This window comes from Aquisalimonas sp. APHAB1-3, from assembly GCF_048323695.1.
Classification (GTDB): domain Bacteria; phylum Pseudomonadota; class Gammaproteobacteria; order Nitrococcales; family Aquisalimonadaceae; genus Aquisalimonas.
In genome coordinates this window covers 180,557-202,302 of sequence record NZ_JBLWFT010000001.1, presented here as the reverse complement: position 1 = coordinate 202,302, position 21,746 = coordinate 180,557, and the positions used below count along the sequence as shown (strand labels likewise).

At 65.2% G+C, this 21,746-nt stretch carries 20 protein-coding genes and 1 tRNA gene; 2 read left to right on the top strand and 19 right to left on the bottom strand.

Going from position 1 to position 21,746, the window contains the following annotated elements; genetic code table 11:
* Positions 1-10: 10 nt before the first annotated feature.
* From radA to rnr, 10 genes are all read right to left on the bottom strand, one after another.
* The gene (gene radA / locus ACNSTU_RS00915; RefSeq protein ID WP_290637710.1) at positions 11-1,384 is read right to left on the bottom strand and encodes a DNA repair protein RadA; all 1,374 of its coding nucleotides are present in this window, start codon (positions 1,382-1,384) and stop codon (positions 11-13) included.
* Positions 1,365-2,471 carry an alanine racemase gene (alr, locus tag ACNSTU_RS00910; protein WP_290634700.1) on the bottom strand — a complete coding sequence of 369 codons (1,107 nt, stop codon included), beginning with the start codon at positions 2,469-2,471 and terminating at the stop codon, positions 1,365-1,367. The genes radA and alr overlap by 20 nt, the downstream gene beginning before the upstream one ends.
* Positions 2,468-3,856: a replicative DNA helicase gene (dnaB, locus tag ACNSTU_RS00905; RefSeq protein ID WP_290634698.1), complete on the bottom strand. Its 1,389-nt coding sequence runs from the start codon at positions 3,854-3,856 to the stop codon at positions 2,468-2,470. The genes alr and dnaB overlap by 4 nt, the downstream gene beginning before the upstream one ends.
* 126 nt (positions 3,857-3,982) lie before the next feature.
* Positions 3,983-4,429: a 50S ribosomal protein L9 gene (rplI, locus tag ACNSTU_RS00900; RefSeq protein ID WP_290634696.1), complete on the bottom strand. Its 447-nt coding sequence runs from the start codon at positions 4,427-4,429 to the stop codon at positions 3,983-3,985.
* Between the two features lie 46 nt (positions 4,430-4,475).
* Positions 4,476-5,327 (bottom strand): hypothetical protein, encoded by an 852-nt coding sequence (locus ACNSTU_RS00895; protein ID WP_290634694.1) that lies wholly within the window; start codon positions 5,325-5,327, stop codon positions 4,476-4,478.
* Between the two features lie 30 nt (positions 5,328-5,357).
* Positions 5,358-5,582: a 30S ribosomal protein S18 gene (gene rpsR / locus ACNSTU_RS00890; protein WP_091640213.1), complete on the bottom strand. Its 225-nt coding sequence runs from the start codon at positions 5,580-5,582 to the stop codon at positions 5,358-5,360.
* On the bottom strand, positions 5,582-5,935 hold the full coding sequence (gene priB / locus ACNSTU_RS00885; protein WP_290634691.1) for a primosomal replication protein N: 354 nt from the start codon (positions 5,933-5,935) through the stop codon (positions 5,582-5,584). The genes rpsR and priB overlap by 1 nt, the downstream gene beginning before the upstream one ends.
* 17 nt (positions 5,936-5,952) lie before the next feature.
* Positions 5,953-6,381, bottom strand: a complete 429-nt coding sequence (rpsF, locus tag ACNSTU_RS00880; protein ID WP_290634689.1) for a 30S ribosomal protein S6 — start codon at positions 6,379-6,381, stop codon at positions 5,953-5,955.
* Positions 6,382-6,564: 183 nt separating this feature from the next.
* Positions 6,565-7,302, bottom strand: a complete 738-nt coding sequence (gene rlmB, locus ACNSTU_RS00875; RefSeq protein WP_418212004.1) for a 23S rRNA (guanosine(2251)-2'-O)-methyltransferase RlmB — start codon at positions 7,300-7,302, stop codon at positions 6,565-6,567.
* The gene (rnr, locus tag ACNSTU_RS00870; RefSeq protein WP_290637530.1) at positions 7,299-9,626 is read right to left on the bottom strand and encodes a ribonuclease R; all 2,328 of its coding nucleotides are present in this window, start codon (positions 9,624-9,626) and stop codon (positions 7,299-7,301) included. Before rnr ends, rlmB begins: the two co-directional genes overlap by 4 nt.
* 225 nt (positions 9,627-9,851) lie before the next feature.
* Here rnr and ACNSTU_RS00865 point away from each other — a divergent pair.
* Positions 9,852-9,938 (top strand) — tRNA-Leu (locus ACNSTU_RS00865).
* A gap of 1,436 nt (positions 9,939-11,374) precedes the next feature.
* Positions 11,375-11,941 (top strand): porin family protein, encoded by a 567-nt coding sequence (locus tag ACNSTU_RS00860; protein WP_290637532.1) that lies wholly within the window; start codon positions 11,375-11,377, stop codon positions 11,939-11,941.
* Between the two features lie 140 nt (positions 11,942-12,081).
* Here ACNSTU_RS00860 and ACNSTU_RS00855 read toward each other — a convergent pair whose 3' ends face one another.
* From ACNSTU_RS00855 to mutL, 9 genes are all read right to left on the bottom strand, one after another.
* Complete coding sequence (locus tag ACNSTU_RS00855; protein WP_418212003.1) at positions 12,082-13,386, bottom strand: adenylosuccinate synthase; 1,305 nt, start codon at positions 13,384-13,386, stop codon at positions 12,082-12,084.
* Positions 13,387-13,432: 46 nt separating this feature from the next.
* Positions 13,433-14,635 (bottom strand): ATP phosphoribosyltransferase regulatory subunit, encoded by a 1,203-nt coding sequence (locus ACNSTU_RS00850; protein ID WP_290637950.1) that lies wholly within the window; start codon positions 14,633-14,635, stop codon positions 13,433-13,435.
* Between the two features lie 16 nt (positions 14,636-14,651).
* Positions 14,652-14,846, bottom strand: coding sequence for a DUF2065 domain-containing protein (locus tag ACNSTU_RS00845; protein ID WP_290637952.1), 195 nt, complete (start codon positions 14,844-14,846; stop codon positions 14,652-14,654).
* A 97-nt stretch (positions 14,847-14,943) separates the two neighbouring features.
* Positions 14,944-15,822: a protease modulator HflC gene (gene hflC, locus ACNSTU_RS00840; protein WP_290637954.1), complete on the bottom strand. Its 879-nt coding sequence runs from the start codon at positions 15,820-15,822 to the stop codon at positions 14,944-14,946.
* The gene (hflK, locus tag ACNSTU_RS00835; RefSeq protein WP_290633892.1) at positions 15,822-17,063 is read right to left on the bottom strand and encodes an FtsH protease activity modulator HflK; all 1,242 of its coding nucleotides are present in this window, start codon (positions 17,061-17,063) and stop codon (positions 15,822-15,824) included. Before hflK ends, hflC begins: the two co-directional genes overlap by 1 nt.
* Before the next feature lie 93 nt (positions 17,064-17,156).
* Positions 17,157-18,488 (bottom strand): ribosome rescue GTPase HflX, encoded by a 1,332-nt coding sequence (gene hflX, locus ACNSTU_RS00830; protein ID WP_290637956.1) that lies wholly within the window; start codon positions 18,486-18,488, stop codon positions 17,157-17,159.
* Positions 18,475-18,732, bottom strand: a complete 258-nt coding sequence (gene hfq / locus ACNSTU_RS00825; RefSeq protein ID WP_091640226.1) for an RNA chaperone Hfq — start codon at positions 18,730-18,732, stop codon at positions 18,475-18,477. Before hfq ends, hflX begins: the two co-directional genes overlap by 14 nt.
* 134 nt (positions 18,733-18,866) lie before the next feature.
* Positions 18,867-19,802, bottom strand: a complete 936-nt coding sequence (gene miaA, locus ACNSTU_RS00820; RefSeq protein WP_290633157.1) for a tRNA (adenosine(37)-N6)-dimethylallyltransferase MiaA — start codon at positions 19,800-19,802, stop codon at positions 18,867-18,869.
* 3 nt (positions 19,803-19,805) lie between these two features.
* Entirely contained in the window at positions 19,806-21,677 is a 1,872-nt protein-coding gene (gene mutL / locus ACNSTU_RS00815) for a DNA mismatch repair endonuclease MutL (protein WP_290633155.1), read from the bottom strand.
* Positions 21,678-21,746: the final 69 nt, after the last annotated feature.

Genomic DNA, 21,746 nt, shown 5'->3' with positions numbered 1-21,746 from the left:
GCTGGCACCATCAGCGGCTGAAGACCGCGTCCATGGCTTCCTCCAGGCGTTCGACCGGGCTCACCTCCAGCCCGCCGATCGCCTGGCTGCCTCGCGGGGCATTCTTCGCGGGAACCACCGCCCGTCGAAAGCCATGTTTCGCCGCTTCGGCCAGTCGCTCCTCGCCGTTGGGCACCGGGCGAATCTCCCCCGCCAGCCCTACCTCCCCGAAGACCACGCAATCCGCCGCCAGCGGACGGTCACGGAGGCTGGACAGCGCTGCCAGCAACACCGGCAGATCACTCGCCGTCTCGGCCACCCGCACCCCGCCGACCACGTTGAGAAACACGTCCTGATCCCCGGTCATGACGCCGCCGTGACGCAGCAGCACGGCCAGGAGCATGGCCAGCCGGTTGCCGTCGAGCCCCACCGCCACCCGGCGCGGTGTCGACGACGGACTCTCGGCCACCAGCGCCTGGACCTCCACCAGCAGTGGACGACTGCCCTCCCGCGTAACCATGATGGCGCTGCCGCTAACAGGCTCGCTGTGGCGGGAGAGAAAGATGGCTGACGGGTTCTTGACCTGCTTGAGGCCGCTTTCGTCCATGGCGAACACACCCAGCTCGTTCGCAGCGCCGAAGCGGTTCTTGACCGCCCGCAGCAACCGGAACCGGCTTCCGCCCTCGCTCTCGAAATAGAGCACGGTATCCACCATGTGCTCCAGCACCCGGGGGCCGGCAAGCTGCCCGTCCTTGGTCACGTGGCCTACCAGGAACACGCTGGTGTCGGTCTGCTTGGCAAAGCGGATAAGCCGCGCAGCACTCTCGCGCACCTGCGCGACGGCGCCCGGAGCCGACTGTAGCGCTTCGGTAAAGACGGTCTGGATGGAATCCACCACGAGTACGCGCGGGCGGCGCTGCCTGGCGTGCTCGAGAATCGCCTCCACGCAGGTTTCGGCCAGCACCTCGAGGGTATCGGCGGCCACGCCCAGGCGGGAGGCGCGCAGTGCGACCTGCCGCAGCGACTCTTCACCGGTGACGTAGAGCACGCTGTCCCGGGCGGCCAGGTGGGCCGTGGTCTGCAACAGCAGCGTGGACTTGCCAATGCCCGGATCGCCCCCCAGGAGTACGGCGCCGCCGTGTACCAGGCCACCACCAAGCACCCGGTCCAGCTCCTTGAGACCGGTGGAGAACCGTGCGTCCTCCGAGAGCGCCACATCGCCGAGGGTGGTGACGCCGGCGTCCCCGGCATACTGTCGAGCTCCGGCGGGCTGACCGGGGCGCTCGGGCGCCCGCACGATTTCCTCAAGAGTGTTCCAGGCACCGCAATCGGGACACTGTCCCGACCATTTCGGGCTGGTTGCGCCGCAGGCACTGCAGCAGTACTCAGTCTTCGTCCTTGCCATGGGGGTCCCGTTCTTCCTGAAAATGCACCCGCTGCGTCACCGTGCAGAACAGCTCATAGGCGATGGTACCGGCGTGTTCCGCAACCTCTTCCGCCGGCAGCCCCTCCCCCCAGAGGGTCACGGTATCCCCAACCTCCACGGGTCCGCTCAACCCGCGCAGGTCCAGACAGATCATGTCCATGGACACCCGGCCGATCAGCTGTGCCCGCTCGCCGTTGACGAGCACCGGTGTGCCGGAGGGGGCATGGCGCGGGTAACCATCCCCGTAACCAATCGCCGCCACGGCCACCGGCATGTCCTCCGGACAGGTCCACGTGCCGCCGTAACCGATGGCATCGCCCGCACGGTGCTGGTAGATGGCGTTGATACGGGTGGTGAGCGTCATGGCCGGCCGCAGCGGCGCATGCAGCGGCGACCCGGCACCGAACGGCGACGCACCGTAGAGCATGATACCGGGGCGCACCCAGTCGCCCCGGGTTTGAGGCCAGCCAAGCAGCCCGGCGGAGTTGGCCAGGGATCGCTCTCCCCGCAGGCCTTCAACCGTGTCGGCAAATACCCGACACTGCTGCGGCGTCACCTCGGATTCCGGATCATCCGCCTCCGCCAGATGGGTCATCAGCCGCAGGTGCGGTGATACCCCGGACAACCCGGACAGCCGCGCGTAGGCATCAGGGACAGTGTCGGGCGGCAGACCCAGGCGATGCATGCCGGAATCCACCTTGAGCCAGACGTTCACCGGCCGCGTCAGCCGCGCCCCCTGCAGCACACTAATCTGCCAGTCCGAGTGCACGGCCATGTCCAGCCGGTAACGACTGACGAGCTGGATCTCGTTCGGTTCGAACGGCCCTTCGAGCAACAGGATCGGATGGGCGAATCCGGCTTCGCGCAGCGGGATTGCCTCTTCCAGCGACGTCACGGCGAAGGCGTCGGCGTGACGCAGCGCGTACGCCACCCGAAGCAGACCGTGACCATACCCGTTGGCCTTGATCACCGCCATCACCCGCGCGCCGCCGGCCGCGTCCCTGGCCACGGCCAGGTTGTGGCGCAACGCAGCAACGCTGATGACCGCCCGCGTGTTCCGGCTCACTGCCAGCCCTCGCCGCCGTAGACGTCGTGGATGTAGTTCTCGAAACGCGTGTACTGACCGAGAAACGTGAGCCTGCAGGTGCCGATGGGGCCGTTACGCTGCTTGCCGATGATGATCTCGGCGCTGCCCTTGTCGGGGCTGTCCTCGTTGTACACCTCGTCGCGGTAGATGAACACGATAACGTCGGCATCCTGCTCGATCGCGCCGGACTCGCGAAGATCGGACATAACCGGACGCTTGTTGGGGCGCTGCTCGAGGGAGCGATTGAGCTGGGAGAGCGCGATCACCGGCACGTCCAGCTCCTTCGCCATGGCCTTCAGTCCACGGGAGATCTGGGAGATCTCCGCGGTTCGGTTCTCCTTGAACCCGGGAAGCTGCATCAGCTGGAGGTAGTCCACCATGATCATGGACAGGCCGTGTTCGCGCTTCAGGCGCCGCGACCGCGCCCGCATCTCCTGGGGCGAGAGCCCGGGTGAGTCGTCGATGAACAGCTTCGCCTCGGAGAGCAGACTCATGGTCGACGTGAGCCGCGGCCAGTCGTCGTCGTCGAGATTGCCGGTGCGGATCTTCTGCAACTCCACCCGGCCAAGCGACGAGAGCATGCGCATGGCCAAGGCGTCGCCCGGCATCTCCATGCTGAACACCGCCACGGGGGCGCTGTCCTTCAGGGCGACGTGCTCGGCGATATTCATGGCGAAGGTGGTCTTCCCCATGGACGGGCGTGCAGCGACGATGACGAGATCGCCCCCCTGCAGCCCGGACGTCATGTGATCGAAGTCGGTGAACCCGGTGGGCACACCCGTGACGCTGCCATCCTGGTGGTACAGGGTATCGATGCGCTCCACCACCGTCGGCAGGATGTCGCGCACGCCCACAAAGCCCTGCTGAAAGCGCCCGCTGGTCTCCGCGATCTGGAAGATGAGACGCTCCGCCTCTTCCAGCAGATCCTTGCTGTCGCGGCCATCCGGCTTGAAGGCGGAGCTGACCACGTCCGTGCCGGCCCGGATCATCTGCCGGAGGATGGAGCGCTCGCGCACGATGTCCGCGTACGCGGAGATGTTGGCTGCGCTGGGGGTCTCCGCGGCGATACTGCCGAGATACCCCATGCCCCCGGCGTCATCCAGTTCGCCGGCGTTGCGCAACGCTTCGGCGAGGGTGACCACATCCATGGGGCGCTGCTGCTCGGCGAGAGCACCAAGGGCGCGGAAGATGAGGCGGTGGTCGTGACGGTAGAAATCGTCTTCGCTGACGCGGTCGGCGACGTTGTCCCAGGCTTCGTTGTCGACCATGAGGCCGCCGAGGACGGCCTGCTCCGCCTCCAGTGAGTGCGGGGGCACCTTCAGGGCGGAGATGTCCAGCTCTTGAGCGGGATTCGAATCAGCCATGGAGTAACCCGCCACCCCTCATCCGGAACAGGCCGATGGGCACATGGGCATGCCCGCCGGAACCCGACACTACTCCAATTCCGGACCCGCGGCCTGGTGCCGCGGGTCCCGAACGGGATCACGCCCTCAGGCGCTTTCCACGACCACGCGCACAGTGGTGTCGACGTCGGTATACAGGTGCACATGCACGTCGAACTCGCCGACCACGCGGATCGGGCCTTCTGGCATGCGCACTTCGTGCTTGGCCAGCTCCAGCCCAGCCTGCTCCGCAGCATCCGCGATGTCCGCCGGACCGACCGAACCGAACAGCTTGCCTTCGTCTCCGGTCTTGGCGGTGATCGTCAGCGTTGCCTCTGCGACCTTGTCACGACGCGCTTCGGCGGCAGCGAGCGCCTCCGCAGCGGCCTTCTCAAGTTCAGCACGACGCTCTTCGAAGATCTTGATGTTCTCCGCCGTTGCCGGCTTGGCCTTGCCGTGCGGCACCAGGAAATTACGCCCGTAGCCAGGCCGCACAGTGACCTTGTCGCCCAAGTTACCCAGGTTCTCTACCTTTTCCAGCAGAATGACTTCCATCGTTCCAACCCCAATGATTTTCAAAGCCCGAACCGGCCGCGCCGGCTCACCCACCGTTATCCCTGATCAGGCGTTGCCGCAGATCGAACCAGGTATCGGCGATACCCAGCAGCGCGTACAGCTTGAACAGAAACGGCATCAATCCGTAAACGGGCACCAGCATCATCCAGTGCCAGCCCCGTGCATGCGCCACACAGTGCGCCACCGCCAGCGCCTGCACCGCGAAGACACCGGACAGCAGCAGGGACAGGTCGTAGACCAGCCCCGGCCCGGTGAACGTCGCCATCAGCATGACCACCAGCGTACCGGCCGCGAATCGCCAGTCCAGCCGCAATCCGTGGAACTCCTCGCGGAATCCCCCGGGATTGTACAGCACCGCCTGCCACCAACGTGCCAGCAGCAGGCTCGCAACCGACAGGGACCACAGCCCGAGGACCCAGAAACCGGACATTACCGGTCCGAGGGCACGCATCAGATCCGCGCCCTCCTCGCCCTCGAACATGCCGCCGAGGGACCGGGCCCAGAAGGCGGCCGGATCCTGAACCACGACGTACCAGAGCACCAACGCCGCACTGCCCAGGGCCGCGCTCACCAGCACCGTCAACGGCAACGACACCGTCGCCCTGAGGACCACGGCAAGCAGGAACACCGGCAGCCAGTACTCCAGCAGACCGGCCACGGCCACCATGGGGTTGACGCCCATGGCAGCAAACGCGATGCCCATGGCCAAGGCGGCACCCGCCATGACCAGGCCACCTTCCGCGGCGCCCCGCCGGAGGGTCACCAGGGCAAGGACCGCGCCGCCCAGCCAGGCCAGCAAGGGCATCAGCGTCGCCGCTGCCATGATCAGCATCGGCTGCCAGCGGCCCTGCATCATGAACGCCAGCACCGGCTTCACCGGACGGCCCCGCGATGCCCGACCAGGCCTTTAATGACGGTCCGTGTACGGCAGCAGGGACAGGTAGCGTGCGCGCTTGATGGCGCGCGCCAGCTGCCGCTGGTACCGGGCGCTCGTGCCGGTAATCCGGCTCGGGACGATCTTGCCCGTTTCAGTGACGTAGTTCCGCAGCGTGGCGAGATCCTTGTAGTCGATCTCCTTCACGCCCTCGGCGGTAAAGCGGCAGTACTTACGGCGACGGAAAAAACGTGCCATTACTCGACTCCTTGCGTTTCGTTCGTTAGCAGCTGGATGCGCCTTGCGAAGACCACCAGCTGATGCTGTTCGGGGCGGTAACCCGAGCGCCCGAGATGTCCGAGCACCCTGACTGGGCTACCCGCCTGCAACGTACCGATCACGTCCTGCAGCGTTCGCCCTCTGGCATGGACCGCGACCCGGAACCGGACCTGACGGTTGTGGCCATCTTCCGGCTGGTGCGATTCGTGCTCCAGGGTAAAGCGGCTGACCGGGACACCTGCGGGCGTCATGCGGGTCTGGGGATCATCCAGCAGCTGCCCCGTGAGGGCCAGACGATTATCCGGCCAGGGCGGCTGGGTCTCACTGCCCATCCGCAGACTCCTCGGACTCAGCTCTCGGCTTCGCTGCTGGCTTCCTCGGCCGGGGCCTCTTCCGCAGGCGCTTCCGAGCGCTCGTCACGCGGGCGGTCCTCGCGGCGGCCGCGATCCCTGGTTTCGTCTTTCTCCTTCATCATCGGCGAGGCTTCGGTTACCGCCTCGTCGCGGGAGAGAACGAAGTGCCGGATGACAGCATCGTTGAAACGAAACGTGGAGGTCAGTTCGTCGAGCGCATCCTTGCCGCACTCCACGTTGAACAGAACGTAGTGCGCCTTGATGAGCTTGCGAATGGGGTAAGCGAGCTGACGACGGCCCCAGTCCTCGAGACGGTGAATGGTACCGCCATTATTCTCGATAATGCCGCGGTAGCGCTCCGTCATGGCCGGAACCTGTTCGCTCTGGTCCGGGTGGACCATGAACACGACTTCGTAATGCCTCATTGGTAACTCCCTGTGGTTACTCGGGGCGAACCCCGGAGAAGCCTTTCGTGACCCCGAAAGGCAGGGACGGGCCGGTATGGCCCTCAATGTCCGGGCAAGGGCCTCCCGGACAAGCGCGGGATTATAACGTGACACGCACCCGCTTGGGAAGCTGAGTGCCCGGCAGACACCGTCGGCCGCCCGTCACCGCTGGCGCACGGCCTCGAAGAGCAGCACGCCCGTGGCCACCGACACGTTCAGACTGGACACCTTGCCCGCCATGGGAATCCGCGTGAGGAAATCACATGCTTCGCGGGTGAGACGGCGAAGCCCGTCCTCCTCCGCGCCCATGACGATGCCGAGCGGGCCGCTCAGGTCCAGCGCCCAGGGCGGGTTCTCCGCCTGTTCCGCCGCCCCCACCAGCCAGATGCCGCGCTTCTTGAGGGCATCCAGAGTGCGTGCCAGATTCGTGACCTGGTAGAAGGGCACGTTCGCGGTGGCCCCGGAGGCCACCTTGTGGACGGTCGCCGTCAAACCGACCGCCCGATCACGCGGAGCGATGACTGCGTGAACCCCGGCCGCATCGGCGGTGCGCATGCAGGCCCCCAGATTGTGAGGGTCCTGCACCTGGTCGAGAATCAACAGAAACGGCGCCTCGTCCATGGCTTCCAGGCGCGCCTCGAGCGCATCCAGCCCCTGGGGTTCCGGCCCACGGTAGCGGATCACCACGCCCTGGTGCGAGGCACCATCACTGAGGCGGTCGAGCTCACGGCGCGGCACCTCCTGGATGCGCGCACCGGAACGGGAGAGCTCGTCGCGCAGCTGCCGCATGCGCTGATCCTTGCGGTTCCGCTCCACCCAGACTTCGACCACGCCGGTGGGGTCGAAACGCAGCGCCGAGCGCACGGCATGCATGCCGTGGATCAGCTCACCGGCTTTCACTGCTGTTTGCCTCCGCTGCGACGCCTGCGGCCTTTGCCGCCATCACGCTTGCCAGGGCCACCCTTACCGCCCTTGCCCGGTTTGCGGCCACCCCGACTGCTGTCGGCCACCGGCTCGGCGAGCTCGCCGTTGGCGTCCAGCGGGCCGAGCATGGCCAGATCCACTTTGCGCTCGTCGGGGTCGACCTTGTCGATCCGCACACGCACGCGGTCCGTGAGCCGGTAGACCCGTCCCGTGCGTTCGCCGGTCAGGTGGTGACCGATGGGGTCGAAGCGGAAGAAGTCGTTCTCGAGCTGGGTGACGTGCACCAGGCCATCCACGTACAGGCCATCCAGTTCCACGAACAGCCCGAAGCCCGTCACACCGGTCACCACGCCGTCGTACTCCTGACCCACCTTGTCGCGGATGTACTGGCACTTGAGGATGGACTCAGCATCCCGGGTCGCCTCGTCGGCACGGCGCTCGGTCATGGAACACTGCTCCCCGAGCCCGAGCAGCTCGTCCTGCCCCACCGGGAAGGTCTGCCCCTTTCCGCCATCGATGACGTGCCCGATGCCACGATGAACCAGCAGGTCGGGGTAACGCCGGATGGGCGACGTGAAGTGCGCGTACTCTTCCATGGCCAGGCCGAAGTGGCCGCTGTTCACCGGGTGGTAGACCGCCTGCTTGAGCGAGCGGAGCATCACCGTCTGGATCAGGTGACGGTCCGAGCGGTGCTGCACGCTGCGCAGCAGCTTCGCATAGTCGGCCGGCTGCGGATCGTCACCACCCCCCATCACCAGCCCGGTCTCGGCCAGGAACCGGTTGAGGTTGTCGAGGCGGTCCTCGTCCGGGCCGTCGTGGTTGCGGAACAGGGTCGGCAGCCGCTGCTTGAGAAGGTAGCGGGCCGTGGCCTGGTTGGCCGCCAGCATGCACTCCTCGATCAGCCGGTGGGCGTCGGTGCGCTCCGTGGGCCGGATATCCTCGATGGAGCCATGGTCGTCGAACAGGATCTGGGTCTCGGTGGTCTCGAAGTCGATCGCACCGCGCCGGTTGCGGGCCTTGCGCAGCGATTCATACGCACCGTAGAGGTGATCCAGCTGCGGCAGAATCGGTGCGTACTTCGCCTGCAGCGCCTCGTCCTGATCCACAAGGATACGGGCCACGTCTTCATAGATCATGCGCTCGTGGGAGCGCATGACCGCGCGATAGAACGTCGACCGCCGGATCTCACCGCTGGTGGTGATGAGCATGTCACAGACCATGCACAGCCGATCCACATCCGGATTCAGTGAACACAACCCGTTGGAGAGCTTCTCCGGCAGCATCGGCACGACATTGCGCGGAAAATACACGGAATTGCCGCGGTGCCTGGCCTCCTTGTCCAGCGCGGAGCCCGGCGTCACGTAGTGGGAGACATCCGCAATGGCCACCACCAGCCGCCAGCCGGACGGTTTGGGCTCGGCATAGACGGCATCGTCGAAGTCCCGGGCGTCGGCCCCGTCAATGGTGATCAGCGGCAGTTCCCGCAGGTCCTTACGGCCCTGCTTGTCTGCCTCGGGCACTTCATCCGGAAGGCGCTCCACTTCCTTGGTCACGGCCTCCGGCCACTCCACGGGAATCCCGTAGATCAGCTGCGCCGTCTCGATCTCGGTGCCGGGACGGATATGCTCACCGAGCACCTGGATCACCTCGCCGATGGGCTGGCGGCGCGCCTGGGGTTGCTGGGTGATCTGCACCACTACCAGTTCGCCGTTGCCGGCGTTCTTCTGAGCCTGCGAAGGCACGATGATGTCGTGGTGCATACGCTTGTTGCTGGGCACCACGAAACCGACGCCACTCTCCTGGAAGAAGCGGCCGACCACCGTTTTGTTGGCGCGCTGAATGACGTCCACGAGAATGCCCGAGGGCTGCCCCTCGTGGTTGACGCCGGTCACCCGCACCACCGCCCGGTCACCGTGCATGACCAGGCGCATGTCCCGGGGCGAGATGAAGATACGCTCGCCGCCGACGTCCGGGGCGAGCTGGCCGTAACCGTCCTGGTGACCGATCACCCGGCCTCGCACCAGTTCTTCGTTGTCCACCAGCACGTAGCCCCGGCGGCGGTTGCGCACCACCTGACCGTCACGTTCCATGGCGATCAGCCGGCGGCGCAGCCCTTCCAGGGAATCCGGGTCACTCAGCCCGAGCGCCTGGGCCAGTTCGTCGCGCGTGAGGGGACGCGCCTGATCGGCAATGAATGTCATCAGGTGTTCACGGCTAGGCACCGGATTGTCATATTTCTGCGCCTCACGCTCCCGGTAGGGATCGGCTCCGGCGTCAGCCTGCTTTCGTTTCCGTGTCATAACGTCTGCTTGACTCCAGTTTTCATCTGTTTGCCCCGCTTCTGTGCCGGGCTATCCGCCATTTCAGGGCGGATCACGTGTTCTCAAGGGCGCGCAGCGCCAATGCCGGACGAGCATACGCGAACACCACAGCCATGCAACGCGAAAGCCCCCTTGAAGCCGTTGACAGGCCCACACCCCCTCGGTAAAGTACGCGCCCTGACCCGGGTTGGTTCCCGGCGAAAGGCCCAGGTGGCGGAAATGGTAGACGCGCTAGCTTCAGGTGCTAGTGGGGGCAACCCCGTGGAGGTTCAAGTCCTCTCCTGGGCACCAGACAGAAACAAAAAAGGCGGCCAACTGGCCGCCTTTTTTGTGTGTAATCGCTAAACCGTTGGCTCACCAAGAGCCCTACCAGCACCAGAACGCGCTCGCAACCATATGCAAGACCGGGGAGTACCCCTTTAATCTCCGCTTCGTACAGCATCGTGCTCAACTCGGCTACGGAGAACGGCGTTTATCACGGCCCCCTCAAGGCCAGACCTGACTGCCCGTTCAAGGTCACTGCGCACCCGCCAGTCTGGATCCTCTGCTTCAAGCCGCGTCGAGACGACCCTCTGCACATCCTCGCGGCATTCCCGCATCACGGCCTCTGCCACCAAATCTGCCTGGCTAGTCCGATCATCTAACCGGGGGATCGCCCGATCAGTACACTCTAGGAGCGCGCTCATCTCTTCCTGGTAGCGTTCTTCTAGCTCTTCCAGCAAAGCCCGCCGTTCTTCGGCTTCTTGGGCCTCCCGCGCCTCTCGTGCCTCCCGGGCGGCGTCGGACCCCATGTAGAATGTCTCACATCCGGCGACGCTCGCCGCAGCGACGCATACCACAATGAAAATCCGCAACTTGCTATTAGTCACAGTCCGATCCCGTGATGTACTCGTCCGAATGAGCATAATCAGCAGTCAGCCCCAGAGCCTCCCCCGAGGCGTCAGCACGCCCTCCGTCGCTCAAGCTTCCAAGCAGATGTTCAGCGCTCAGCAGCATGAGCGCAAGGACCAAAGCCCCAACATTGACGATGCGAGCCGGTTTCTCAAGCCAGCGCAGTCGGCTCAAGAGTCGCCCAGCCACCAGACGCTCGTCCTCTGCCCTCTCGCTGACTGCACCCCGGATTGAACCGTGGGAGAGGGTGTACTCGCCCTGCTGGAATACCGAAGCCACTCTCGGGAGTCGTTTCGCGCACCACTGCGCAACGCCCCCTGCTAGCGCCGAAACCAGCAGGAGCACAACGCCCGTTAAATGGACGACAGTGACTAGCGCATGGTCTTGTGCCGGCAATTCCTGCTAGAGAACCACGAGCAGTGCGGCGACAGGTAGGCCCATGGAATACCAGGCCCACCTGTCTTCTCGCCCCTTAGCGATGGCCTTCAAGTAGTCAGTGCCTTCCTGCTTAGTCGAGCGCCGATCTTCGGCCACTGTGCCCCCTGGCTCCTAAGCCTGGTAAATCCGACATCAACCCAACCAACCTCGGCACTGCCGGTTAGCGTTCAGGCGGAAGGCTGATCAGGGTGCACCCTTCGCTTTCCTCGACAGGAACAGCGAACCGGTACAAACAACCAGTCCGCGGAAGGTTTCGTGTGGGCTTAGGATGTCGTCCGCTCTGCACCGATCTTGAAGAACAGTGCCTGCAAATGGATTCGGGGGGTGTGGTAGCATTGCGCCTCGCCGAACGAACGGTTTGTTTGCCACAAGAAAACTAAACAACAACGGGGGCACCCATGTCTTACCGCTTTGGCCTTAACGCAATCATTGCCAGTTCCCTGCTCGCCGTTACCTTTCCAGCAACTTCACACCAAGCCTCGGAGGGTGTCGGGTACGCCGGTGGTATGTTTACCCAGCTAACTTACGATGAGGACGGCGTATCCAACGATGCAGAGCCGACCGCTCTCATCGGCCGCCTGGGATACCATGCAACCGAGTACTTTGCCGTGGAAGGCCGGCTTGGCATCGGGCTGGCCGACGACTCGGTCCCGGTGACCGTGGGAACCGAGACCGTTGACGTTGATGTCGAGCTAGACAGGCTCTTCGGCGCCTACGCGGTTGGCTACCTCCCTCTCGGAGACATCGCCGCGGCGTACGGCCTTGTCGGCATCACAAACGCGAAGGCCACCTTCTCCGCCGGTGGCTTCTCCGACTCGGACACAGATACAGGCCTGAGCTACGGTGTTGGCTTCGAGTTCTACCCCTCAGCTGAGGTCGGGTTAAACGCAGAATACGTGCAGTACCTGGATGAGTCCGGATACGATTTGTCCGCTCTAAGTGTCGGAGCTAAATTCCTTTTCTGACACCAGCTGACTACTAGAACGTCACGGAACAGTTGCCGTGACTTCTGCAAAGGCGGCCAAAAGGCCGCCTTTGTTGTCTCCGCACGCTGCTGACCGGAGCGGCCGGCGCGTCGCACGCCCATCACGGGAGGACTACCGGCTCAGACCACATCCTCGTCGTAGGGATGGCGCAGCATGATCGTCTCGTTGCGATCCGGGCCGGTGGAGATAATGTCCACCGGCACGCCGACGAGTTCGGCGAGCTTGTCGAGGTAGGCGCGGGCGTTATCGGGCAGTGCGTCGAGAGACGTCAGGCCGGCGGTGGAACCACTCCACCCCGGCAGCTCGATATACTCCGGCTCGCAGTCCGCCATGGCTTCCGCACCAAGCGGCGGCACATCCTGCCATTGGCCACCGCACTGATAACCAACACAGATGCGAACCGTCTCGAGACCATCGAGCACGTCCAGTTTGGTGATACAGAGCCCGGAGATGCTGTTCACCTGCGCCGAACGCCGCAGCGCTGCCGCGTCGAACCAACCGCACCGGCGCGCACGCCCGGTGGTGGACCCGAACTCGTTGCCCTTCTCCGCCAGGTGGCGCCCCACGTCGCAATCGAGCTCCGTGGGAAACGGGCCGGCACCGACCCGTGTGGTATAGGCCTTGGTGATACCCAGGACATAGTCGATGTCCCGCGGCCCCACGCCGGTTCCGCTGGCAGCACCGCCGGCGGTGGTGTTGGACGATGTCACGTAAGGGTACGTGCCGTGGTCGATATCCAGCAGGGCGCCCTGGGCGCCCTCGAACATGATGCGGTTCCCCGCCCGGCGGTGGGCATGGAGAATGCTGATGACGTCCTCGACCATGGGTCGCAGGGGCTCGGCATGCTGCAGGCACAGATCGTAGACAGCCTCGAATGGCTGGGCCGGCTCGCCGAAATACTGCTCCAGCACGAAGTTGTGGAAGGCAATCAGATCGCGGAGCTTCGGCGCCAGCACCTCGGGCCGCAGCAGGTCCGCGACGCGGATGCCGCGCCGGGCAACCTTGTCCTCATACGCGGGGCCGATGCCGCGACCGGTCGTGCCGATGGCCGACTTGCCGCGCGCCTTCTCGCGCGCCCTGTCCAGCTCCACGTGCGTGGGCAGGATCACCGGACAGGCAGGGCTCAGGCGGAGCCGTTCACGGGCCGGTACGCCGCGCGCTTCCAGCGTCTCGATCTCGCGGAACAGCGACGCCGGATCGAGCACGACGCCGTTACCGATCAGGCAATGCACACCCTCACGGAGAATCCCCGACGGAATCAGGTGCAGCACGGTCTTCTCACCGTCGATCACCAGTGTGTGCCCGGCGTTGTGCCCCCCCTGGAAACGCGCCACCGCAGCCGCACGCTCCGTCAGCAGGTCGACCACTTTCCCCTTGCCTTCGTCACCCCACTGGGTGCCGATCACCACCACGTTCTTTGCCATGCTGTCCGTTCCAGTTGCCCATGAGCGGCCTGCAGCCGCGATTGACTCACTCGGCCAATGGCACCACTTTCCAGGCGCCATTGCTCTCCACAAGCTGGCGGTCGCAGCCGAGCTCCTCCGGCGACGCAGTCGCTCCCGGGAGTTCGACGACAACACGCTCCCCGTTCGCCCGGAGCTCCCGGACTGCGGTCACCAGGTCACTGGCGTCCCCCCAGGGTGCCAGTATCCCGGTGCGTTCAGGCTCAAGCTCCCGCTCGCTCAACGCAAGCAGGTTCTTGAGATCGGCGCTGAAGCCGGTCGCCGACCTCGGCCGCCCGAACACCTCGCCAATTCCGTCATACCGCCCGCCCCTGGCCACTTCCTGGCCGCAGCCGGGCGCAAACGCGGCGAACACCACGCCGGTGTGGAAGCGGTACCCGCGGAGCTCGGCGAGATCGAAGTGCAGCGTCACCTCCGGAATCTGCCGCTCCACTGCGGACGAGAGCGCCCAGAGATGCTTCAGTGCAGTCTGGACCGCCTCGCCGGCGCCCGCGAGCTGTTCGCCCGCGTGATTCAGCACCTCCACGCTACCGTTCAGGTTGGTCAACGCGGCCAGTCGATCCCGCGCCGCCCCCGACGGCACGCTCTGCAGCAGGTCGCGAATCTCACCGGCGGCCTTGCGCTGCAGACAGTCAAAGAGGCGGTTCTCGGTGTCCGGGTCCAGCCCCGCTTCACTCGCCAGCGCACGATAGATGCCCACGTGCCCGATATCCAGGTGCGGCGTGGGCAGGCCGGCGATACGCAGCGTCTCCATCATGAGGGCGATGATTTCGACATCGCTCTCGACGCCCCCATGCCCGAACAGCTCGGCTCCGAGCTGCACAGGGTTCCGGCTGCGCCCCGGCCCTTCCGGGCGGGTATTCAGCACGGTCCCCAGATAGCAAAGCCGTGTCGGCCCTGACCGTTTGAGTTGGTGTGCGTCGATGCGGGCAGCCTGCGGGGTCATGTCCGCGCGCACGCCCATCATGCGGCCCGATAGCTGATCGGTCAGTTTGAAGGTCTGCAGGTCAAGATCCGGCCCGGTGCCGATGAGCAGGGAGTCCAGATACTCAATGACCGGGGGCATCACCAGTTCGTAGCCCCAGTTCCGCCAGGCATCCAGCATATCCCGCCGAAGGGTTTCCAGAGCGGCCGCCCGGGGCGGCAGGACTTCGTCCACACCATCGGGCAGGAGCCACCGGTTGGCCCGGGAGAATTCTGCTTCTTTCATTGCCCTGAAGGCTCCCTCATGCGCCAAACAAGTACAACAGCCCGAGACCGCTCAGCATGGCGGCGAGCCCGCCGAGCCGCAGGCTGCGGTCATCCATGGCCTGGACCTGTTCAAGATAGCGCCGCAGCAGGCGCGGGCTGAGAAACGGCAGAATGCCCTCGACGATGAGGACAAGCGCAATCGCCGTCATGAACAGTTCGAACGGTGCCATGCCGACTCCAAAAAAAGCCGGGCGGTCATGTCAACCGCCCGGTTCCGTCAGTGCTACCGGTCTTCGCCTGAACGGCCCGACGCCGGGCGCGTGCCGTTCAGTCGTCGTCACCGCCGGACGGGTCTTCCAGATAGCGGAAGAAGTCATTGTCCGGCGTCAGGACAAGCACGTCATCTTCACCCTGGAAGGCGCGGTCGTAGGCGCGCAGACTGCGGATGAAGCTGAAGAATTCCGGATCCTGTTCCGCTGCCTGGGCAAAGATCGCAGCGGCTTCCGCCTCACCCTCGCCTCGCAGCTCCTCACCATCACGGCGTGCTTCGGCAACCAGTACGGTACGCTGCCGGTCGGCATCGGCGCGAATCCGCTCAGACGCTTCGTCACCGCTGGCGCGGATATCACGTGCGACCCGCTCACGCTCGGCAACCATGCGCTGAAACACGGACTCGCTGACGTTGGGCGGCAGATCCACCCGCTTCAGCCTGACTTCCAGCACCTCGATCCCCAGGCTGGCGGCGTAGGTGTTCGCCTCCTCACTGAGGATATCCATGATCTGCGAACGCTCGCCGGAGACCACGTCCTGGATGGTGCGGCGACCGAACTCGCTACGCAGCCCGTCCTTGATGTTCTCGTTGAGACGGGCATTGGCACGGGCCGGATCGCCACCCACGGTGGTGTAGTACTCACGCACGTCTGTGATGCGCCATTTGACGAAGGCGTCCACGATGAGGTTCTTGAGCTCACCCGTCAGGTAGCGCTCCGGCTCGGCGTCGAGAGTCTGCACCCGCGCGTCGAACTTCCGCACGTTGTTGATGAAGGGCATCTTGAAATGCAGCCCCGGCTCATAGTCCGCGCGCTGGATTTCACCAAGGCGGAACATCAGCGCCCTTTCGGTCTCATCCACGGTGAACACCGAGAAATAGCCCACCACCAGGGCCACCACCAGAGCGATGCCGCCAATTGACTTCAACGATTGCATTAATAGGCCTCCCGCGAACGCAGGTCGCCCCGACTACGGGCGCCGCTGGGCTGCTGCTGATCCTGCGTGGACAGACGGCGATCGAGAACGTCGGGATCCAGCGCCCCCGTATCCCGCCGGGCGTCGTCACCGCGCGACTGCCGATCGCCCATGCGATCCAGCGGCAGATACAACAGCGAGTCGGCGGCATCGCCGGTCATATACACCTTCTGACTCCGGGAGTAGATATCCGACACGGTATTGAGATACAGGCGGGTACGCGTGACTTCCGGGGCCCGCTCGTACTCACGGAGCACGGCAAGGAAGCGGGCACTTTCACCCTCCGCCTCGGCGACAACCTGTTCACGATAGCCCTGCGCTTCCTCGCGCACCCGGGCCGCTTCACCCTGAGCGCGCGGAATCACTTCGTTGCGGTAGGCGTTGGCCTGATTGATCTTACGCTGCTCGTCCTCGCGCGCCATGATGGCGTCCTCGAAGGCCGGCTGCACTTCCTCCGGCGGCTGGACGTCCTGCATGTCCACGCTGACCACGCGCAGGCCGGTGCCGTAGGATTCCATCGCCTCGCTCAGCAGCCGGCGGGTCTCCTGGGCGACTTCGGTCCGTCCCTCCGTGAGCACGAAGTCCATGCGCCGCTTGCCGACCGTCTCGCGCAGTGCGCTTTCGGTGACATCCTTGAGGCTCTGATCCGGGTCACGGAAGTTGAACACGTACTTGGCCGGGTCTTCGACCTGATACTGCACGGCCAGTTGGACGTCGACGATGTTTTCGTCCTGGGTCAGCATCAGCGCCTCGCGCGGAACGTGCCGCCGGCGCTCACCGCCACCGGTCTGGTAACCGATTTCGGAGACACGCACCGTCTCGACGTTCACCCGCTCGACGGTGCCGATGGGCTGCGGCGGACGCCAGTGCGGACCGGGCATGGTCGTCTGGTGATAGGCACCGAAGCGCTTCTCCACACCACGCCAGCCCTCATCAACGATGTAGATGCCCGAGGCAAGCCAGACCAGAACCGCAACGCCGATGATGGCGCCGATGGCCGTGCCACTGACACCGGGCGGGCCTGAGCCCTCACCGCCGTTGCCCTGACTGTCGCCGTTGCCGCCGGAACCGCCCTTGCCACCGAACAGGCCGCCGAACTTGCCTTTGACGTTCTTGATCACCTCATCGAGATCAGGTGGCCCCTGATTCCCTGAGCCGCCCCACGGGTCCCGATTCCCACGACCGGGTTCGTTCCAGGACATACTGTTCTCCGTAGACAGGATTAATTATTGGAATGCGGGCGGGCCACAGACCGAACCGGATTGTAATGATCTCCGACGCTGCCCCGCAACATATCACGGAACCGCGGCTTCCAGCGGAGCCGTGAGACCCTCCTTTTCGTACAGACGCTCCAGATCGCGACGACGGATATCCACATCCAGCAGCAATTCACCGTCGTCGGTCCAGACTTCTTCCAGGACCCGCCCCAGGTCGAACAGCCGCGCACGCAGCCGACCCTGATCAGGCGACAGAGTGAGCCGCCCCTGCACACGCTCTGCGGCAACGGCATCGGCAATCGCAGTCAGCAGCAGATCCATTCCGCGCCCGTCCTGGGCGGATACCCAGACTTCGGTCAGCCCGGTTTCCGGATCCACCATGACGCCGGGCTCACGGCCGGCCTCATCGATCTTGTTGAACACGCGTATGGTCGGAATGCTGTCCGCCCCAATGGCCTCCAGCACAGAATCGACCTGTTCGATGCTGCCGTCGCGATCATCCGCGCTGGCATCCACCACGTGCAGCAGCAGTTGCGATTCGGTGGCCTCTTCCAGAGTCGACCGGAACGCCGCCACCAGCTGGTGGGGAAGCTCACGGATGAATCCGACGGTGTCGGCCAGAATGACGTGCTCGCCACTGTCCACGTTCACCCGACGCAGGGTGGTGTCCAGCGTGGCAAACAACCGGTCATCGGCATACACCTCCGCCTCGGTCAGACGATTGAACAGTGTGGACTTGCCGGCGTTGGTATACCCCACCAGTGAAACCGTTGGCACATCCTGCTTGCGGCGCGCCTGGCGGCCCTGCTGGCGTTGCTGGCGAACCCTGGCAAGCCGCTTTTCCAGCTGTTTGATGCGGACGCCGAGCATACGGCGGTCCATCTCCAGCTGCGTCTCACCCGGCCCGCGCTGCCCGATGCCGCCCTTCTGGCGTTCCAGGTGCGACCAGCCGCGCACCAACCGCGAGGCCACGTGCCGGAGCTGCGCCAGCTCCACCTGCAGCTTGCCCTCATGAGTGCGGGCGCGCTGGGCGAAGATGTCCAGGATCAACCCGGTGCGGTCAAGCACGCGGCAGCGCAACGCCGCCTCGAGGTTGCGCTCCTGACTGGGCGACAGCGCATGGTTGACGAGCACGAGGTCCGCCTCGCCGGACGCCACCAGCGCAGCCAGCTCATCGACCTTGCCGCGGCCGATGAAATACCGCGGATCGGGCCGGTCGCGCCGACTGACGAAGCTCTCGACCACCTCGGCACCGGCGGATTCGGCAAGCGAATGCAGCTCGTCCAGGGCGTCGGCAACGCCGCGCCCGTCCATATCGAGATGCACCAGCACCGCCCGCTCGCCACCGCCGGGCCGATCAAACAGTTTGAGTTCCGAGGCTGCCGCCCCGGGTGTTTCATGCGTTACCAAGATCCGAAGCGCCTCGCTCCTGCTCCGCCGGCGGAAGTTTGACGTTCCGGGCAGGTACGATGGTGGAAATAGCGTGCTTGTAGACCATCTGGTTCACCGTGTTCCGCAGCAGAACCACAAACTGGTCAAAGGATTCGATCTGCCCCTGCAGCTTGATACCGTTGACCAGATAGATAGACACCGGAATCCGTTCCTTTCGCAGCGCGTTGAGAAAAGGTTCCTGCAGCGACTGTCCCTTGGACATTTTTGACCCCTTCAAATTCCCGTTGAGCTTGTTCTTATCGCGGATCCGCGCGTAGACGCCTTGGAATCGGGCCTTATTGCGAACCCGAAGCCAGTCTAGCACAGGCAAACGCGTCCTTTCGGCGATGTTACCCCTCACGACACACTCTCGATCAGGTGCGTCAGCCGATCAACCACGGCGTCCCGATCGGGATCCATCCACAGAGCATCCGTCTCCTTGCGCAGCCACGTCATCTGCCGCTTGGCGAACTGACGCGTTGCCACGACGCCGTTCTCCCGCAGTTGCAATCGGTCGAACGCGCCGTCGAGATAGTGCCAGACCTGCCGATAACCGACAGCACGCATGGACGGGTGGTTCAATCCGAGATCACCTCGCGCACGCAACGCCTCGACCTCCGGGACAAAACCATTGTCCAGCATGGCATCAAACCGGTCCGCGATCCGGGCGTTCAGGACCTCCCGCCGGGCTGGTGCCAGCACGCACTTCATCAGCGCACCACCCGGCTCCGGTCGCCGCACATCGGCAAGCAACGCGGTCATGGTTGAACCGCTGAGCCGGTAGATCTCCAGCGCCCGCTGAATGCGCTGCGCATCATTGGGATGAATCCGCCGCGCGCTCTCCGGGTCGATCGTCGCCAGTTCCCTGTGCAGTGCATCCCAGCCCCGTTCGGCCGCCTCACGTTCCATCTGCGCGCGCAGAGAGGCATCCGCGGCGGGGAGGTCGGCCAGTCCGTGCTCCAGCGCGCGGAAATACAGCATGGTGCCGCCCACCAGCAGCGGAATCCGCCCCGCGTCACGCGCCTTGCGGACCTCGCCAGGCACATCCTCGCAGAACCGGGCCGCCGAATACGCTTCCACGGGATCACAGATATCCACCAGTCCGTGGGGCACACTATCCAGCACGTCCGGCGACGGCTTGGCGGTACCGATATCCATGCCCCGGTAGACCTGCGCGGAGTCAACACTGATGATGCGCACGGGAAAGCGCCGGGCGAGTTCCAGCGCAACGCCGGTCTTGCCGGACGCGGTTGGCCCCATGAGACAGAGCAACGGCTGATCGCGACGGGTCATGGGTTATTGACCGCGCAAAAACAGCCGATCCAGATCGGCCATGGCCAGCCGGGTCCAGGTCGGCCGGCCATGGTTGCACTGACCACTGTTCGGCGTGCTCTCCATGTCCCGCAACAGCGCATTCATCTCCGCCCGGGTCAGCTGCCGGTTGGCACGCACGGACCCATGACAGGCCATGGTGCCAAGTACGTGATTCAGCCGCGCCTCAAGCCGCGACGCATCCTCACAGCCACGCAGATCGGCAAGCACATCCGCCACCAGCGCGCCGGCGTCCGCATTGCGCAGCAGGGCCGGCACCTGTCGCACCAGCACGGTCTCCGGTCCGGCCCGATCCAGCTCGAAGCCGAGGCGTGCGAAGGCGTCGTGGTGCTGCTCCGCCAGATCGGCTTCGGCCGGCGCCACCGCAACGCTGACCGGAACCAGTAGCGGCTGCGCGGAGACCCCCTGCGCCGCCAGCTGCTGCTTCATGCGCTCGTAGACGATGCGCTCATGAGCGGCGTGCATGTCCACCAGCACCACGCCCTCGGCGTTCTGCGCCAGAATGAAGACGCCATGAATCTGCGCCAGCGCGTATCCGAGCGGCGGCCCCTGCGCGTCGGGACCATCATCCGCCGACTCGGCGGGAGCGGGCGGGACAGCCCCTGCCGCGCCCGGTTGCCCGGTCGCCTCGGCCCCGGGCGGACCCACGTCACCGTAGAGCGCCTGCGCTTCCCTGACGCCGAACCCGAAACCATCCTGCCGCGGCGGGGAGGCGGATGATGTCGACGGCTGTACCACCGCCGCTCCGCCCCGCGACAGCATCTGATCGGACGAAGGCGACGGCGGCTGCGCCCCCGGCGCGGCGGCGCCGCCGGTGGTCTCGGGCCGCACGGACTCCAGCGCCTGCCGCAGGTGGCGGAACAGGAAATCGTAAATCAGGCGACCGTCACGGAAACGAACCTCGTGCTTGGCGGGGTGGACGTTGACATCCACCTGACCGGGGTCTACGTCCATGTAGAGCACGTAGGCGGGGTAGCGATCCTTGTAGAGCACATCCTGGTAGGCGCGGCGAATGGCGTGCGAGGCCAGGCGGTCACGCACCACACGGCCGTTGACCACCAGATACTGGAGGTCGGCCGTCGTTCTGGAAAAGGTCGGCAGCGCCACCCAGCCACGGAGCACCAGCCCCGCGGCCTCCACATCGATGCGCAAGGACTGCTCCACGAACTCGCGCCCCAACAGGCGTGCCAGTCGTTCCTCGGCGGCATCCTGACTCCGGGCGGCGGCCACCTGCAGCCCGGGCTTGTCGTTGTGGCGAACGTGGATGCTGACGTCGAAACGCGCCAGCGCCAGCCGCCGGATGAGCTCCTGGATGTGCCCGAATTCCGTGCGGTCCGCCTTGAGGAACTTGCGCCGCCCGGGGGTGTTGAAGAAGAGATCGCGCACCTCAACGGTCGTCCCCGCAGGATGCGCGGCGGGCGCCGGCTCCGGCGGCACCTCGTCGCCATCGGTCTCCACCTGCCACGCGTGCTCGTCGGCTGACACCCGGGATGTCAGACGCAGGCGCGATACGGACGCGATGCTGGGCAGCGCCTCACCGCGGAAGCCCAGGCTGCCCACGTGCTCAAGCTCGTCCAGCGACCCGATCTTGCTGGTGGCATGGCGGCTCAGAGCGAGCGCCAACTGCGTCCGAGGAATGCCGCGACCGTTGTCGCGGATCCGAATCAGGCGCTTGCCACCGGTCTCGAGATCCACATCGATACGGTCCGCACCCGCGTCAAGGCTATTCTCCATCAGCTCCTTGACCACCGACGCGGGGCGCTCGACCACCTCGCCAGCGGCGATCTGGTTGATGAGCTGCTCGGGAAGGGGCTTGATCGGACGGGGTAAAGACATGGGCGACAGTGACGGCAACATTGGCGGAGAACGCCGGCATTATGGCGCACGCCGTGTGCCGCCGGCCAC

What these genes read in the sequence shown, in the direction of transcription:
- radA (WP_290637710.1), bottom strand. Translation starts at nt 1,384, where the DNA reads ATGGCAAGGACGAAGACTGAGTACTGCTGCAGTGCCTGCGGCGCAACC.
- dnaB (WP_290634698.1), bottom strand. Translation starts at nt 3,856, where the DNA reads ATGGCTGATTCGAATCCCGCTCAAGAGCTGGACATCTCCGCCCTGAAG.
- rplI (WP_290634696.1), bottom strand. Translation starts at nt 4,429, where the DNA reads ATGGAAGTCATTCTGCTGGAAAAGGTAGAGAACCTGGGTAACTTGGGC.
- rpsR (WP_091640213.1), bottom strand. Translation starts at nt 5,582, where the DNA reads ATGGCACGTTTTTTCCGTCGCCGTAAGTACTGCCGCTTTACCGCCGAG.
- priB (WP_290634691.1), bottom strand. Translation starts at nt 5,935, where the DNA reads ATGGGCAGTGAGACCCAGCCGCCCTGGCCGGATAATCGTCTGGCCCTC.
- rpsF (WP_290634689.1), bottom strand. Translation starts at nt 6,381, where the DNA reads ATGAGGCATTACGAAGTCGTGTTCATGGTCCACCCGGACCAGAGCGAA.
- rnr (WP_290637530.1), bottom strand. Translation starts at nt 9,626, where the DNA reads ATGACACGGAAACGAAAGCAGGCTGACGCCGGAGCCGATCCCTACCGG.
- ACNSTU_RS00860 (WP_290637532.1), top strand. Translation starts at nt 11,375, where the DNA reads ATGTCTTACCGCTTTGGCCTTAACGCAATCATTGCCAGTTCCCTGCTC.
- ACNSTU_RS00855 (WP_418212003.1), bottom strand. Translation starts at nt 13,386, where the DNA reads ATGGCAAAGAACGTGGTGGTGATCGGCACCCAGTGGGGTGACGAAGGC.
- ACNSTU_RS00850 (WP_290637950.1), bottom strand. Translation starts at nt 14,635, where the DNA reads ATGAAAGAAGCAGAATTCTCCCGGGCCAACCGGTGGCTCCTGCCCGAT.
- ACNSTU_RS00845 (WP_290637952.1), bottom strand. Translation starts at nt 14,846, where the DNA reads ATGGCACCGTTCGAACTGTTCATGACGGCGATTGCGCTTGTCCTCATC.
- hflC (WP_290637954.1), bottom strand. Translation starts at nt 15,822, where the DNA reads ATGCAATCGTTGAAGTCAATTGGCGGCATCGCTCTGGTGGTGGCCCTG.
- hflK (WP_290633892.1), bottom strand. Translation starts at nt 17,063, where the DNA reads ATGTCCTGGAACGAACCCGGTCGTGGGAATCGGGACCCGTGGGGCGGC.
- hfq (WP_091640226.1), bottom strand. Translation starts at nt 18,732, where the DNA reads ATGTCCAAGGGACAGTCGCTGCAGGAACCTTTTCTCAACGCGCTGCGA.
- miaA (WP_290633157.1), bottom strand. Translation starts at nt 19,802, where the DNA reads ATGACCCGTCGCGATCAGCCGTTGCTCTGTCTCATGGGGCCAACCGCG.
- mutL (WP_290633155.1), bottom strand. Translation starts at nt 21,677, where the DNA reads ATGTCTTTACCCCGTCCGATCAAGCCCCTTCCCGAGCAGCTCATCAAC.